This window comes from Mesosutterella porci, from assembly GCF_022134585.1.
GTDB lineage: Bacteria > Pseudomonadota > Gammaproteobacteria > Burkholderiales > Burkholderiaceae_F > Mesosutterella > Mesosutterella porci.
In genome coordinates, this window is record NZ_JAKNCT010000005.1 from 14318 (window position 1) to 29186 (window position 14869).

Below are 14869 nucleotides of genomic sequence, written 5' to 3' on the forward strand. Positions count from 1 at the left end.
CTTGGAAAAAGCGTCGGAGCCGTTTACATTTATACCCCTTTATAGTTATCTCAGACAACATAGCCAAAAGTGGTAATCATAGTCATAAATTTTTAATTTCATTCAATAATAAATGGCCGGCATTCCAAGCGCCCCGGGCTTTTCATCATTTGCCTTAATATTCATAACACACTGTTTTATATAACTTAAATCTTATTAAGGCCCTATTGACTTTACCTTAATCATAACTACTTAACCATAATGCTGCAGATCAATTGCTTTGCAATTTTTTAACGCCCTCTCAGCTCCCGATGACGCACTCTTCCTCCGTTTAACTAAAATTTTATTGTCGATGGGATTACACTTATAAATGGTAATTCTATAGATAAATTGCATTAGGTCTTATGCAGTAGCCTAACAAGGAGAGAGAACATGACAAACAGGATTTCCCGTCGTTCATTCCTGGGCGGCTCAGTCGCGATGGGCGGGGCCATGATGGCTTTTGCAGGCGACGCGCTTGCCGCCAAAGGCGGCAAATCCTCGAAGGCTCCCGCGAAGTGGGACTTCGAGGCTGACGTCGTTGTTGTGGGCGCCGGCGCTTCCGGCATCCCGGCCGCGATCCGCGCCCGCGAGGCGGGCCTGAGCGCCCTCATCGTCGATGCCAACTACGACATCGGCGGCCACGCGATCATCTCTCAGGGCAACACGCTGCTGGGCGGCGGCAACGCGGTCCAGAAGAAATACGGCATTCAGGACAGCCCCGAGACCTGGTTCAAGGATCTGACCGACTGGTCTGTCATCCTGCCCAACGGCTTCCCTGACTTCCGCTTCAACGACCGCGAGATGCAGTACCTCATCGCGATGAACGGCGTGCCCACCTACGACTGGCTCGTGAAGATCGGCGTGCCCTTCCTCGACAAGGCCCCGAACAACGCGGGCGCCTACGGCGCGGGCTGCAGTGCTCCGCGCGAGCTGCACTTCGCCTGGACCAAGGGCGCCTGCCCCGAAGCCCCGAACGGAAAATCCGGCACGGTGCTCATGCGCGCACTGGAAAAGGCGGCCCTCAAGGCGGGCGTGAAGTTCCTGATGAACTACTACATGGATGAGATTGTCCCCGAGACGAAGAACGGGGAGGTCGCAGGCGTGCTCGGCATCCGCGCCCACAGGACCCCGAAGGTTCTGCCCGACGGCAAGGAGCTCGTCGCCTTCAACGGCGCCAATCCGCTCTACATCAAGCACAAGGCGAAGAAGATCACGGTGCGCGCGAAGAAGGCCCTCGTGCTCGCCACGGCCGGCTATACCGACAACGTGAAGTTCCGCCGCATGGTCGACCCGCGCCTTACCGAAGAGTTCGCCTCCGCGGCCTGCGAATACTCTCCGCAGGACGGCTCGGGCACGCTCGCCGCCATGAAGCTGGGCGCCGCCCTCTGGGGCGTGACCAACGCGAACACCGACCGCTCGATCTCGATCACCCGCGGCGCCGTGGTGGGCGTGCACGACACCTACCTCAAGTGGGAGCCCGAGTCCCCGATCTTCCCGCTCGTGAAGCACTCGGGCGTGTCGATCCGCAACTGGCAGGACGCAATCGTCGTGAACTGGTGCGGCAAACGCTTCTACGATGAACTCGTCTCCGCCGGCCAGGTGAAGAACGGCGCGGCGCTCACCTCCTACGGCACCTCCAACGCCACCCGCGGCCTCATGAACGGCACGAACGGCGCTCACTTCAAGGACCTCAAGACCAACCCCTACGTCCAGGGCGACTACAACAACTACAAGCGCACACCGTTCAACCCGATCAACTTCATTCCGGCCGCGCTCGCCATCAACGAGGGCTCCTCTGAGTCGAACAACTGGTCCTCCGGCCCGCAGTGGGCGATCTTTGACTCCGACGGCGTGAAGCGCGAGCGCATGCACATCAGCGACACCTCGGTCGACCCGCAGTACTTCTTCAAGGCCGACACGATCGAAGAGCTCGCCGCGAAGATCAACACGAACCCCTGGATGAAGCACAAGATCGACCCGAAGGCGCTGGCCGCGACGGTGGACCGCTACAACAGCTTCGTCGACAAGGGCGAGGATCCGGACTTCGGCAAGCCCAAGCCCCAGTACAAGATCGCAAAGGCCCCGTTCTACGCGGCCTGGACCTCCGTCACACTGCACGACTGCTACTGCGGCCTGCACGTGAACAAGGAGTGCGGCGTGCTCACCTGGGACGAGAAGCCGATCAAGGGCCTCTACGCCGTGGGCGAGGTGACGGGCGGGTCCTCCATGCACGGGCTCTCCCGCGGCCTGATTATGTCCTACGTGCTCGGCAAGAAGTTCGCGAGCCTGAAGTAAGGCAGGAGGAAGGGATATGAAACTCACGATGATCGCAGCGGCCGCGGCGGCCGCAGCCGCTCTCGCCTTCGCATCCCTTCCGGTCTCAGCTGAGGAGGCGGGCGAAGGCTCCGCCCCTCAGTGCCTTGGCTGCCACGGGCCTTACGAGAAGGTCCGCGAGCTCACTAAAGACTGGAAGGATGAATTCGGAGACCCCGTCCAGCCGCATCAGTACATGGACGCGAAGGCCGCCAAGCCCCACGCGGCGAGAAAGATAGCGCCGGACTGCAAGATGTGCCACGGCACGCATCCCATCCCGCCCACCAAGGGCATGACGATGAAAAAGCCCACGCTCAACTCCTGCTACGGCTGCCACCACATGGAGAACTTTCAAAAGTGTTCGAGCTCCGGGTGCCATGAAAAGGACCCGCCGCGCAAATGAGGCCTGAGGCGCCTCCTACAAAAACAGATAAAACAACGAAACTTAAGGCCGGAGCACCGCCCAAGACAGTGGGCGGCCGGCCGTTTAGCCTGACGCTGAACCTCCTCTCCTAGGCGTCAGGCCTTTTTTGTCCTGTTTTCAAGCAATATCAATTTTTACTGTAATAAGTACAGCTAAAGCGCTGTTTTTGAGCAGACCGCACCACTCTGGGACAAAAAACGCACCAAAGCCGCATGTTCCGTCTTCCGAATCCCCGAAACAGGGCGTATCCGCACTGGCACGCCTTTTGCGTGAATTTCAGGCCATAGAAGGAGGAAGTCATGTCAGAAAAACAAAAAACAAATCTCCCTGGAGAAGGCGGCCGGATCAATGCGAAGGCGATCGGGCTCGCAGCGGCGCTCATCGCGCTCGCGCTGATCTGCCTCGCCCCGGCCCAGCCCGGGCTTTCCGTGGCGGGCCAGCGGATGCTGGGCGTCATGATCTTTGCCGTGATCGTGTGGGCGAGCGGCGCGATGTCCTACCCGGTCTCAGCGGGCGTCATCCTCGCCCTCGCGGCGCTGCTTGTGGGCTTTTCCCCGAACGGCACGGGCGGCATCGTCGGCACGAGCGCCGGCATGAAGATGGCGCTCGCGGGTTTTTCCTCGCCTGCGTTCTGCCTCGTGGGCGCCGCGCTGTTCCTCGCCGCGGCGATGACGATCACGGGGCTTGACCGCAGAATCGCGCTCCTCGTGCTCTCGAAGATCGGGACCGAGCCGCACCGCGTCGTGATCGGCGTGACCCTCTGCGGGTTCATCCTCTCGTTTTTCGTCCCCTCGACCACGGCGCGCGTCGCCTGCCTCGTGCCCATCGTCATGGGCGTGATTGCCGCCTTCAAGGTGCCCCTCACCTCGAAGTTTGCCGCTGCGCTCATGATCACCGTGGCCCAGGTGGACTCGGTCTGGAACGTCGGCATCAAGACGGCGGCAGCCCAGAACATGGTCGCGGTGAACTTCATCAAGAGCATCACCGGCTACGACATCAGCTGGCTCGAGTGGTTCACGGCGGCCGCGCCGTACGCGGCCTGCATGTCCGTGTTCCTCTATTTCGTCGTGACCTGCCTCATGCCAATCGGCGACGTGAGGATTGAAAACGGCCGCGAGGCGATCCGCGCCCAGTTGAAGGCACTGGGGCCTATGAAGCGAAACGAGTGGAAGCTGCTCATCGTCTCCTGCGTGCTTCTCTTTCTCTGGGTGACGGAAAAAAAGCTCCACCCGATCGACACGACCACTTCGACCGTGGCCGCCATCGCCCTTCTCATGATGCCGGGCTTCGGCGTGATGGAATGGAAGGACACCGTGCACCGCATCAACTGGGGAACGGTCTTCCTCTTCGGCATGGGCATCTCGCTGGGCTCGGCGCTGCTCTCGACGCACGCCGCGCAGTGGCTCGCCAATGAGATCGTCCTCGCCTTCGGACTGGCAAGTGCCGCGCCTTTCACGGTGCTCGCTGTGATGGCCGCCTTCCTGATCGTAGTGCACCTGGGCTTTGCCTCAGCCACGGGGCTTGCCTCAGCGATCATCCCGATCATCATCGCAGTCCTCTCCTCGCTGCAGACCCCGGGGGTCAATGTGATCGGCATGACGATGATTCTCCAGTACGTAGTGAGTTTCGGCTTCATTCTGCCGGTGAACGCCCCGCAGAACATGATCGCCTACTCGACTGGGACCTTCACGGTGAAAGAATTCGCCAAAACGGGCATCATCCTCACGGTCGGAGCCTACGCGCTGCTGCTCCTGATGTCGAAGACCTACTGGAGCTGGCTCGGGCTTATCTGAAACCCCTGCACCCGTTCTTCCCTTTCGGCGTCCGGCAGCACTGACGGGAGGCCGGCCCGAAGACCCCGCCCTGCGTCAGGCGCTCTTACTCCCCTCGCGGCGGCCTGCCCTGCCGCCGCAGACCCGCGGGATGCGGACGGGGCCGCCCTCCCGTTTTAGCGACCCGCAACCCGGGCCGCGAGCCATGCGACAGCCGCATGGAGGGCCTGCCTGCAGCTGATCAGGCGCACGACTGCCCCGCCCGCCGGCTCTTCCCGTATCGATATTGAGTTAACAGCATGCGGCCTGCTCTCCCAGAATCGCCGCCTCGTATCCAGTTCCTGTTCGTCAGGCTGACGTTTTGCTATCGGCTTCCTTCATCAGTTTGTTACCGCCAGACTCTGCCGAGTCGCTAGTCCTTCCCTCAATCGGACGGACGGTGGACTTTCACTACCAGTCACACGTGCGCTGCTGGGCGCACCAAAAAAAAACGGGACCCCGGAAATTCCGGAATCCCGCTTCGGAAGAGTCCTCGGGGGAAGCGCTCCTTCGCCTCCCCCTTTACAAGGCCTTTCGGGCCCGTCAGACGTCCTTCCTGCCCATCACGATCTGGCCCGCCATATAGCCCGAGGTGTGGGCGAAGCCGCATGCGTTGCCGCCGCAGTAGAAGGCGCCGTGCACGCCCGCCACGGTCTCGCCCGCGGCGTAGAGGCCCTTCACGGGCTTCAGATCCCAGCCGAGAACCTCGAGCCTGCTGGTCACGCGGAAGCCGCCGCAGGACAGGTTGTTCCACGGATACATCTTGATGCCGTAGAAGGGGCCGTTCTCATCGATCTTCACGGTCATGTCGGTGCGGCCGAACTGCGTGTCATTCTTCTGTTCGACGGCCTTGTTCCACTGCGCGAGCTGGGCGCGCAACCCCTTCTCGTCGATCCCAGAGAGCTTGCAGAACTCGGCGAGCGTATTGGCGCGGAAGAGATTCTGGCCCTTCTTGAACTCCTCTTCAACGCGTTCGTCGTTCCAGGAGGGCAGTCCGATCAGGGCTCCCACCTTGTACTTCGCGCGGGTGGCCTCGTAGATCTTCTTGTCCATGAAGACCAGGTGCCAGCCACCGGGGTTGCCGGCCAAGTGCGGCGTGATGTGGCAGATGCCTTCCTTCTCCGTCACGAAGCGCCGGCCGTTCTTGTTGATGAGGATGCCGCCCGCGTTGGTGAAGTACCAGAAGCGGCAGTAGGGGCCGTTGCGGCCGTTCACTACGATGCCGCAGGGGTAAGAGGCGATGTACTGCATGTGCGAGAGCGGCACGCCGACGTCGCGCACGGCGATCCTCATCGCAGTGCCGTCGTTGGCCGAGCAGCCGATCGAGACGCCCTTTCCCGCGACCGACGGGACCCAGAAGTCGAGAGACTGCGGAGTGCCGGTGATACCGCCCGTGGCGAGGATCACACCGCGGCGGGCGCGGATGCAGATCTTCTTTCCGGTATCGAGGTTCGTCGCCTCGACGCCGGTCACCGTGTTCTTCTTCATGTCAAAGAAGATCTTCGTGAGCGGCGTGCCTTCCATGATCTGGATGTTCTTTTTCTTCGACTCGCGCACGAGCACGTCGATGTAGTCCTTGCCCTGGTAGCTTTCCTGACGGATCGCGCGCAGGTTGCTGTGGCCCGGGTACTTCTCGAGGTGGTGCGGTGCGAGCCCGTGGTTTTCAAGCCAGTCGAAGGCTTCGCCGGAATGCTTCGCGAAAAGCTCCACCGGCTCCTTGAGCGACATGTAGGCACCGTAGTCCATGATGTCGTGCGCGAACTCCTGCCAGGAGTCCTTCGCGTGCTCGCGCTTCTGGATCGCAGAACCGTAGGCGGTGAAAAGGCCCCCGCACATGCGGGTGGCGGAGTGATACGGACTGTAGGACTTGTCGACTACGAGCACGCTGCCACCCTTTTCAACCACTTGGTTGGCGGCCATGAGGCCGGCGCCGCCAGCGCCGCAGACGACCACGTCAACGGTCTTGTCCCAGCGGGCGGGGGAGGCGGAGGACTGGCTCGCGGCAAACGCCGGGGCCGCGGCAACGGCCGCGCCCGCGCCGGCCGCGGTTCCGAGGAACTGACGACGGGAAAGGTTCTTGAGATTCATCATGATCTTTTACTCCCCTTTAAACTTGCGGTTCGGGATCGCGTGGCAGTCATGGCAGATGTAGTGGCTCTTGCCGTGCATGGAGTGGCACTGCGTGCACTCGACGCGGCCCATGTGGGAGTCGTGGGGGTTAAACTTCTCTCCGGCCTTGGCCGTTTTTTTGGCGAGCGCCTCGTAGCTGCCGTGGCACTTGAGGCAGGTCTTCTGGCTCGGTGCAGCTTTCGCAGCCTGGCCCGCGTGGCAGGTTTCGCACTTGAGCGAGGCGTGCGATCCGTTTATCGTGACGGCGCCGGCCGGTGCGGCTCCTAAGCAGACGGCCGCAGCAAAGGCCGCCATGATGGCTTGAGCAGGGAATCTCATTTTTGTTCTTCCTTTGGTCTGCTTCCGGCGGACTGGGCGCGGCGTCTTCGGAAGCGGGGTCTTGGTTTTCTTGTAAGAGCCAGAGCAGCATGGGCGGCCCATCTGGCTTAAGCAAATCTTAAGGACGGGGTGCGTCCCCCGACTACCTCCCAAAGGAGGTGGACAAAAAGATGTTCTTAAAGGGGCCGCCCGCCTCCCGCCCCGCGGGGCGAATTTTTTTACCGGCATGAAGAAGCATCCGACAACACGACTGTCCGCCGCCGCGCTTTCCGTCACACTTTCTGCTGCGCGTTATACCGCATGGGCTGCGGTGCTCACGGCCTGTCTCGCGCTGTCCCTGCCCGCCGCCGGGTCAGAGCCTGAGCCTGCCCGGGACCCGGACGAGATCCTGATCGGCGTCATAGGTTCCAACGACCTTGGCTTCCGCTCGAACACCGTGACGCCGACGCTGCAGCACCTGGAAAAGAGCCTGCCGCGCTACCGCTTCCGCATCATGGACATCCCGGCCTACCAGGCGCTCGACCTGATCGAACGCACCCGCCCCGACTTCGTGGTGGGGCCTTCCGACGTCTTCTTCACCCTCATCAACACCGCAGGCGCACAGGCGCTCGCGACGAGAAAGAGCGCCTGGGCACGCGACGGGGGCGCGTCGGTGGGTTCTGCGATCGTGGTGAAAAGCAACGGGAGCGCGATCCGGACGCTTGCCGACCTGCGTGGCAAAAAAATCGCAGCCTCGATGCCCGACTCGCTCGGCGGGTGGCTCGCCTTCAAGGGCGAGCTCGCCCGCGCGGGCTACGATCCGGAGGACTTTATCGGAGGCGCGAACTTCCTCTCCTACGAATATCCCGCGGTCTTTGAGAGCGTGATCGACGGGCGCAGCGATGCGGGGATCCTCTCGGCCTGCCAGCTCGAGTCGGCGGAGGCCTCGGGGCTGCTCGCACCCGGGCTGCTTCGGGTCATCAACGAAAAGAGCGACAGGGCGATCGCCTGCCGGCGCTCGACCGACCTCTACCCCGGCCAGACCTTCGGCGTGCTCGACTTCTCGCGCCCTGAGCTCGTAAAAGGGATCGCGCTCGCACTGCTATCCATGCCCCCGCAGCCCACTTTTTCCTGGCAGGTGGCCGGGCAGTTCCACGCCGTGAGCCGCCTCTACCGGGACCTGAGGATCGGACCCTTTGCTGTGAAGCCCTGGACACTCCGGGACTTCATCGCGCGCTACTTCTGGTATTTCGCCGGAGTGCTGGGGCTCGCGCTCTTTCTGGTGCTGAACGAAATCCGCCTCAACCGCCTGGTTGCCCGCCGGACCTCCGCCCTCGAGCGCTCGCTCGAAGAAAACCGGAGGCTTGCCGACACCGAGCGGCAGGCCCGCGAGCGGCTATCCGTGCTCGAGCGCCGGTCCTTCGTCTCCCACATGGGCTCGATGATCGCCCACGAGTTGAAGCAGCCTCTGGCGGCCATGCGCAACTACTGCGAGGTCGCCCGCATCAGACTCGAAGATCTCGACTCGCCGCCATTGGAGGAACTGCTCGAAGCGCTTTCGCGCGAGGTCGAGCGCGTGAACGCGATCGTGGACCGCGTGAGAAGCTACGCGAAAAAGACCCCGCAGTCGCACAGCCCGGCCGACCTCTCCGAGGTGGCGCGGCGCGCCGCCGGGAACTTCAGGAACTACCAGGAGTACGCGAGGGTCCGCCCCGCGCTGCGGCTTGAGCTCGAGCCCGGCTCACGGGTCGACGGGGACGCCCTGGAGCTCGAGATCCTGGTGCTCAACCTGATGAAAAACGCCGCCCGGGCCGAACAGGGGGTCGAGTCCCCCGAGATCCGCCTGCAGGTGAAGCGGACCGCAGAGGGCGTGAGGATGCGGGTCGAGGACAACGGCCCGAGGCTTACCGACGAACAGTTCGAGCGGCTCCAGCACGCCTCGGACTCCACCTCTGCGGAGGGCCTGGGGCTGGGGCTGCCGATCGTGCGCAGCATCGCAGACGCTCATTCGGCCGACCTTTCCGTCACGCGGCTCGAGCCCATGGGGCTGCGCTTTGAAATCCTTTTTGACGCGTCCGCCCAGGCCCTGGCCGGCGGCGCCCCGGAGAAGAACCATGCCTGACCAGCCTCTCATCCGCATCGTCGATGACGATGCCGAAATCCTCCACTCGCAGCGGCTGCTGCTCGAGACACTCGGCTGGGAGGTCGTGGCGTACTCGAGCGGCGAGGAGTTCCTGCGGCACGACGCGTTGCGCCGCCCGGGCTGCGTCGTGCTCGACGTGCGCATGCCAGGCATGACCGGGCTCGAGGTCCAGGAGGAGATGGAGAAACGGGGCGCGGCGCACATCGCTGTCATCTTCCTCTCCGCCCACGGCGACATGCCGATGGCGGTCCACACGATGAGGCACGGCGCGGCCGACTTCCTGCAAAAGCCTGCCGATCCCCGGTACCTGCTCGAGCGGGTGTCGGCCTGCGTCGCGCGCTCGGTGGCCAAAAGCGACCTCGAGGCCGAGTTGCGGCGCCTGCGGGATCTCTACGCGGCGCTCTCGCCCCGCGAGCGCGACGTCGCCCGCTGCATCGCCCGGGGCCTTCGCAACAAGGAGATCGCCCGCGAACTGGGAATTGAGGAGACGACCGTGAAGATGCACCGCGGCAACGCCCTGTTGAAGCTGCAGGCCCGCACGAGCGCGGACCTGGTGCGGATTTTCACGCTCCTTGACATGAAGGAGAAGGAGGCCTCGCTTTGAAACGAAGAGTGCTGGTTGCAGGGCTTGCCTCGGCCGCCGCCCTCGGGGGCGGCCTAGAGGCCGCCCGGGCCCGCCCCCAGGGCCCGAGGCTCGACGGTCCGGCCGACGTCCTTGTGGTCGGTTCGGGTCTTGCGGGGCTCTCGGCCGCCGTCGCAGCGCGCGAGGCCGGGGCCGAAAGCGTTATTGTCCTTGAGAAGGACTATCTGTTGGGCGGCCACTCGGCCATTGCGAACGGCTACTTCGCCGCGGTCCGCCTCGGGGGCAGGAACCGCACCGAATACGAGACCGCCGTGCAGCAGATGATCGCCGACATGAACCTGACCGGCAAGAGCGCGGGCGACCAGCGCCTGATCGAGACGCTCGTGCGAGGCACGGGCCCGGCGCTCCGTTGGCTCTCGCGTCACGGCGTGGTCTGGATGAACTCCACCTACGAAGCGCTCGGAGGGCTCGCGCCGCGCTGCTACGTCTCGAGCTTCGAACGCGGGGGCTACGACTTCGTGCGGGCCTTAAGCCGGTCGGCCCGGCGCCTCGGGGTCGAGATCCGGTTTTCGAGCCGCGCGACCGCGATCGGCCGCAGCGGCTCGAACCTCGTCGTGACGGTGAACGGCCGCACACCCGTTACCGCACGCTCGGTCGTCCTCGCGACCGGAGGCTTCGGTGACAACCCGCAGATGCGCATGAGGTACGACCCTAGGCTCACCGAAGACATCCGCAGTACCGCCAATCCGTACGGAGAGGAGCACGACACCGCAATGGGAGACGGCATCGCCCTCGGCGAGTCCCTCGGAGCGGCGCTCGTCGACATGGACCAGATTCTCACGATCCCCTACTCGGGCGGCAGGCTCACGAACTACGTGGGAGCCGACATCTATCTCACTCGCGACGGACGGCGCTTCGTGCGTGAGGATGCTCCGATGAATGCGATCTCGGAGGCGGTCTGGAAGCTGCCGACCCATGATTTCTGGGTTGTCACCGACTCGCAGTCCGCCAAGGGCGCGAGCCGCAACGTGAAGTTGATCAAGGGGCTCGTGAAAACCGCCGACAGCCTCAACGCGGCGGCCCGCGGCATGGGTATCGATCCAGATCGTTTCAGGGCCGTCATGGCCCGCTACAACGAAAGCGCGAAAAGCGGCCGCGACCCGGAATTCGGCCGCACGATGTTCACTCAGCAGATCATCCGCCCGCCCTTTTACTACGGGCTTGAGAAGCCCTACGTGCACTTCTGCAACGGGGGCCTCAAATTCAGCCCGGAGGGGAAAGTGCTTCGCGCCGACCTCTCGGCGGTCGACGGGCTCTTCGCCGCGGGCGAGGTGACCGGCGGCCTCCACGGACGGGGCCGTCTCGGGGGCTGCTCGCTGCCCGACTGCGTTGTGTTCGGACACATCGCTGGAAAAAGCGCCGCGGCCCGGGCGCGGCGCCTGAAGGCAGGGCGCCGGGCGTAAGGATCCTTACCCCCCGGGAACCGGGGCCCCGGGTGGCTTCAAGGGCGGAGGAGCGTCAGCCGCGCACCACGAGCAGCGGGATCTTCCCCTCGGCCGCGACGCGGGTCGCTACCGACCCCATCACCGCGGACTTGAAGTTGCTGTAGCCGTGGCTGCCCATCACGATGAGGTCGAGCCCTTCCTTCGCGCCGTACTTCGCGATCGCGTCGCCGGCCATGCCTTCGAGCTTCACCTCCTGTGCCGTGATCCCCGCTTCCTTCAGGATCCGGCGGGCCGGTGCGAAGGCCTCCTCGTACTCTTCCTCTTCGAGGGCCCGGAGCTGCTTTTTGTCCTCGTCGTTCAAGGTCATGTAGCCCGCGGTCTCATAGGCCTTGATGCCGTCCATCCCCTCGAAGACATGCAGGAGGAAGATCTTCGGGTCGGGCCCAAGGAGGGCGAGGTGCTTCACGACGCAGGACGCGGCCGCGTCCCCGGCGCCCGAGCCATCGAGAGCGATGCCGACCTTCATCCCGGAGGCGGGACTCACCCGGCGGCCGCGCACGAGCAGCACCGGCACGCGGGTCTTCGAGATGACCGAGGTAGAAACCGAGCCCAGGAACAGCTTCTTCACGTTGGAGAGGCCCTGCGCTCCCATCACGATGAGGTCGGGCCGGATCGACTTCACGGCCGCGGCCACCGCGTCGGCGGGCCGCCCCACCACGACCTTCTCCTCGGCGTCGATGCCCTTCGTGCGCAGGATCTTGCGCAGCGGCGCGAAGATCTTTTCAGAGGCTCTCGTCACAAACTCGTCGAAAGCCTCCCGGGCGCCGTTTTTAAGCAGCGCCTCGCTCCAGGGCATCTGGGCGTTGAGCAGCATAACGCGCGGCTTGCTGCCCAGAAGCTTCGTTCTCGCCACCACGAACCTCACTGCATAGAGGCTGTAGAGGCTTTCATCGACCGGCAGAAGAATCTTCAGCATTTTTTCCCTCCCCGCCCCTTCAGGCCGGCACCACGAGCATCGGCACCTTGCCGTCGGCGGCCACGCGCGAAGTGGCCGAACCGAGCAGAATCGACTGGACGTTGGAGCGCCCGCGGGTTCCCATCACGATGAAGTCGAGCTTTTTCTTCGCGTACTTCGACAGGGCGATGCCCGCATCGCCCGACAGGCACACTTCCTTCACGGGAATCCCCGCCTTCTCGAAAATCGGGCGCACCGGCGCCATCGCCTTCTCGAAGGCTTCCTTTTCGAGCCCCGGGAGCTTCTTCTTCAGGTTCTCGAAGTTCATCTCGGCCTCTTTCGTTTCAGCCGGGGTCTCAGGCAGAGGGCTTTCTTCCGGATAGGAGTACGAGAGCTCCTCGAAGACGTTCACGACGTTGATGAGCCTGAAGCCCGCGTCAGAGCCGAAGAAGTCGCGGTGGGCGGCCACGAACCGGGCCGCAGCGAGGCTGGTCTCCGAGCCGTCGACCGCGATGCCCACGCGCAGATCCCCGGCCTTCGGAGCCTCCTTGTCGCGGATCACGAGGACCGGCACGTGAACGCGCGCGAGCACCCCGGTCGTCGCCGACCCGAGGAAGAGCTTCTTGAAGTTATCAAGGCCTCGCGAGCCCATCGCGATGAGGTCGGCTCCGAAGATGCCGGCCTCCTCGGCGATCGAGCTGGCCGGCAGGCCGATCACGGTTTTCTCGGCAGGCTCCATGCCCTTCGCCTGGAAAATCGCGCGGGCCGCCCCGAAGACCTTTTCGGAGTCATCGCTGTAGAGCCTTCCGTCGGGATCCCGGCCCCGGATTTTGGGCAGCATGGCGCCGTAGTACGGCTGGACGTTGAAAAGCTCGACTTCAGGCTTCTGTCCGAGCAGAGCGATACGGTCGGCCACAAACTGTGCAGCGCCCGTGCTGTAGGCGCTGCCGTCGATCGGAAGCAGAATCTTCATGGCTCCTCCTTTAGGCCAGGCCCTGCAGCAGGAGAAGACCGCCCCGCCGGGGTCGGCGCATGACAGTTGATTAATCCGCGAAATGCGGGTGAATCCTTTAGTTAGAAGTATATCCCAGCCTATGGCAAGCGGTCCGGCCATAATCCGGAGCATATCTGTAAGCTCCCCGGACGCACCGCCCGCCTGTCTCCGGGGGTCTCCAAAAGAGCCCTCTTTCACTAAGATAACGAGCTTCCCTGATCCAATTTCGACCGCCGGGCCTTTCCTTCCTGGGACCGTGTTCCATCTCTCAAGCGCCCCGCCCCATGAAGTTCAGCCCTGAAAACCTGCTCTCCGCCGCAAAAGTTGCCCTCGTCAACGCTTTCGGCGCAGCGCTTTGCGGGCTCCTTCTCAAAGGGGCTGCCTACCCCGTGACGGCGACAGAAGTTTTGTCGCTTGCCGCCTTCCTGCTTCTTGCCGTGCGCGCCCCGGCTGTGCTCCGCGTCCTGATCACCCTCGTTCTCTCGGCCTACTGCCTGTATTTCCCGATCGGGCTGCGCTGCGGAATTGTCTCGGAAGGGCAGATCGCCGCGGCCTTCGCCACCGACCCGCGCAAGGCTTCCGAATTTTTCGACACCTTCGGGCCGCTTGACTTCGCCTCCCCGGTCCTTCTCGCGCTCGGGCTCGTCCTTTTTTACGCAGCGGCCCGCCGCGTGAGGATTTTTAAAAGCAGGAAGTTTTTCGCTCCAGCCCTTGTCATCGCTGCCGCTTTCCAAGCGAAGGCCTTCCACCCCGTGACGCACACCGCGAAGCTCACGCACCGCGTGGCGGAGGAGCGCAGGAACTTAAAGAACATGAACTGAACGCCCGCCTGGAAGGTGCTCTCCGCGCACCCCGCCTACAAAAACTACGTCCTTGTGGTAGGCGAGAGCGAGCGGCGCGACTACATGAACGCCTACGGCTACCCGGCGGACGACACCCCCCTTCATGTCGCGGGCCCCGGGCATCGTCTACGAGGGATTCACGGCCGAAGGTGACAACACGATCCCGTCGTTCACCCGAACGCTCACGCTCCCCGACCCGAAGAGCCTGCGGCCACGCTACGAATACAACCTCGTCGACCTCGCCCGCGAGGCGGGCTTTGCGACCGCCTGGTTCTCGAATCAGGACTACGTCTCGCCTTTCGACACCCCGGTCACCGCGCTCGGTGCGCGCTCCGAGCGCAGCCGCTGGCTCAAATTCGGCCGCGACGCGAGCCGCAACTACTTCGACTATGAGCTCCTGCCGCTCGTCAAATCGGAGCTCGACCGGGACGATCCGCGTCCTAAACTTATCGTCGTCCACCTGATCGGCTCCCAAGACGACATCTGCGAGCGGGTGAGCGACAAGCTCCCCCGGATCTCGCACGTAAAGGACCCGGCCTGGAAGATCCTTGGCTGCTACCTCGACACGATCCGGCAGACCGACGCCGTGCTCGAGCGCCTGCGCGGCGCCACGGCGTGATGCGGCTTCTGCACTCCCCGGTGAGCCGCCAGCACCGCGACATCCCGCTTTTCCTCACCTCGAGCGACGCGAAGGAGCACCGCACGGTCCGCGGCCTGCGCTACGGCAGCTCTTTCCTCGAAGGCTTCATGGAGTGGACGGGGGTGAGCACTCGCGAAATCCCCCGCCCGAGATCCCTTTTCCTCGCGCCCCCCGACACCCCGCAGCCCGAGGCGGAGCGGATGCGGCTCCTGCGCCCCGACGACCCCTCGGCGAACATTCAAAGTCACTGATCCGTCTGGCCTTTTTATAA

Annotated in this window: 12 protein-coding genes and 1 pseudogene; 9 read left to right on the plus strand and 4 right to left on the minus strand. The window is 63.6% G+C overall.

Annotation, left to right across the window (positions count from 1 at the left end; all coding sequences use genetic code 11):
* The first annotated feature begins 411 nt into the window (after positions 1 to 411).
* The 3 genes from MAF45_RS04790 (at position 412) to MAF45_RS04800 (ending at position 4551) form a co-directional block, all read left to right on the plus strand.
* Positions 412 to 2316 carry an FAD-dependent oxidoreductase gene (locus MAF45_RS04790; protein WP_237978417.1) on the plus strand — a complete coding sequence of 635 codons (1905 nt, stop codon included), beginning with the start codon at positions 412 to 414 and terminating at the stop codon, positions 2314 to 2316.
* A gap of 16 nt (positions 2317 to 2332) precedes the next feature.
* Positions 2333 to 2737, plus strand: a complete 405-nt coding sequence (locus tag MAF45_RS04795; protein ID WP_237978418.1) for a cytochrome c3 family protein — start codon at positions 2333 to 2335, stop codon at positions 2735 to 2737.
* Between the two features lie 320 nt (positions 2738 to 3057).
* Positions 3058 to 4551 (plus strand): DASS family sodium-coupled anion symporter, encoded by a 1494-nt coding sequence (locus MAF45_RS04800; RefSeq protein WP_237978419.1) that lies wholly within the window; start codon positions 3058 to 3060, stop codon positions 4549 to 4551.
* A gap of 561 nt (positions 4552 to 5112) precedes the next feature.
* Here MAF45_RS04800 and MAF45_RS04805 read toward each other — a convergent pair.
* Together MAF45_RS04805 and MAF45_RS04810 are read right to left on the minus strand one after the other, a co-directional pair.
* A complete protein-coding gene (locus tag MAF45_RS04805; RefSeq protein ID WP_237978420.1) occupies positions 5113 to 6660 on the minus strand; it encodes an FAD-dependent oxidoreductase in 1548 nt (515 codons plus the stop codon).
* 6 nt (positions 6661 to 6666) lie between these two features.
* On the minus strand, positions 6667 to 7017 hold the full coding sequence (locus MAF45_RS04810) for a cytochrome c3 family protein (protein WP_237978421.1): 351 nt from the start codon (positions 7015 to 7017) through the stop codon (positions 6667 to 6669).
* A 226-nt stretch (positions 7018 to 7243) separates the two neighbouring features.
* On the opposite strand from MAF45_RS04810, the gene MAF45_RS04815 reads away from it, so the two are divergent.
* Genes MAF45_RS04815 through MAF45_RS04825 form a run of 3 tightly spaced genes read left to right on the plus strand, consistent with a single transcriptional unit; the run spans position 7244 to position 11185 of the window.
* Positions 7244 to 9118: a sensor histidine kinase gene (locus tag MAF45_RS04815; RefSeq protein ID WP_237978422.1), complete on the plus strand. Its 1875-nt coding sequence runs from the start codon at positions 7244 to 7246 to the stop codon at positions 9116 to 9118.
* Positions 9111 to 9743, plus strand: coding sequence for a response regulator transcription factor (locus MAF45_RS04820; protein ID WP_237978423.1), 633 nt, complete (start codon positions 9111 to 9113; stop codon positions 9741 to 9743). The genes MAF45_RS04815 and MAF45_RS04820 overlap by 8 nt, the downstream gene beginning before the upstream one ends.
* Positions 9740 to 11185, plus strand: coding sequence for an FAD-dependent oxidoreductase (locus tag MAF45_RS04825; RefSeq protein WP_237978424.1), 1446 nt, complete (start codon positions 9740 to 9742; stop codon positions 11183 to 11185). The genes MAF45_RS04820 and MAF45_RS04825 overlap by 4 nt, the downstream gene beginning before the upstream one ends.
* Positions 11186 to 11240: 55 nt before the next feature.
* On the opposite strand, the gene MAF45_RS04830 is transcribed toward MAF45_RS04825, so the two are convergent.
* On the minus strand, positions 11241 to 12143 hold the full coding sequence (locus tag MAF45_RS04830; RefSeq protein WP_237978425.1) for a universal stress protein: 903 nt from the start codon (positions 12141 to 12143) through the stop codon (positions 11241 to 11243).
* A gap of 19 nt (positions 12144 to 12162) precedes the next feature.
* Complete coding sequence (locus tag MAF45_RS04835) at positions 12163 to 13095, minus strand: universal stress protein (protein WP_237978426.1); 933 nt, start codon at positions 13093 to 13095, stop codon at positions 12163 to 12165.
* A 305-nt stretch (positions 13096 to 13400) separates the two neighbouring features.
* Between MAF45_RS04835 and MAF45_RS04840 the strand changes: the two genes are divergently transcribed.
* From MAF45_RS04840 to MAF45_RS04850, 3 genes and pseudogenes are all read left to right on the plus strand, one after another.
* Positions 13401 to 13937 (plus strand): hypothetical protein, encoded by a 537-nt coding sequence (locus MAF45_RS04840; RefSeq protein ID WP_237978427.1) that lies wholly within the window; start codon positions 13401 to 13403, stop codon positions 13935 to 13937.
* A gap of 115 nt (positions 13938 to 14052) precedes the next feature.
* A pseudogene (locus tag MAF45_RS04845) lies at positions 14053 to 14577 on the plus strand (sulfatase-like hydrolase/transferase); the annotation flags it as partial.
* Complete coding sequence (locus MAF45_RS04850) at positions 14574 to 14849, plus strand: hypothetical protein (RefSeq protein ID WP_237978429.1); 276 nt, start codon at positions 14574 to 14576, stop codon at positions 14847 to 14849. The pseudogene MAF45_RS04845 and the gene MAF45_RS04850, both read left to right, overlap by 4 nt.
* The last annotated feature ends 20 nt before the right edge of the window (positions 14850 to 14869 follow it).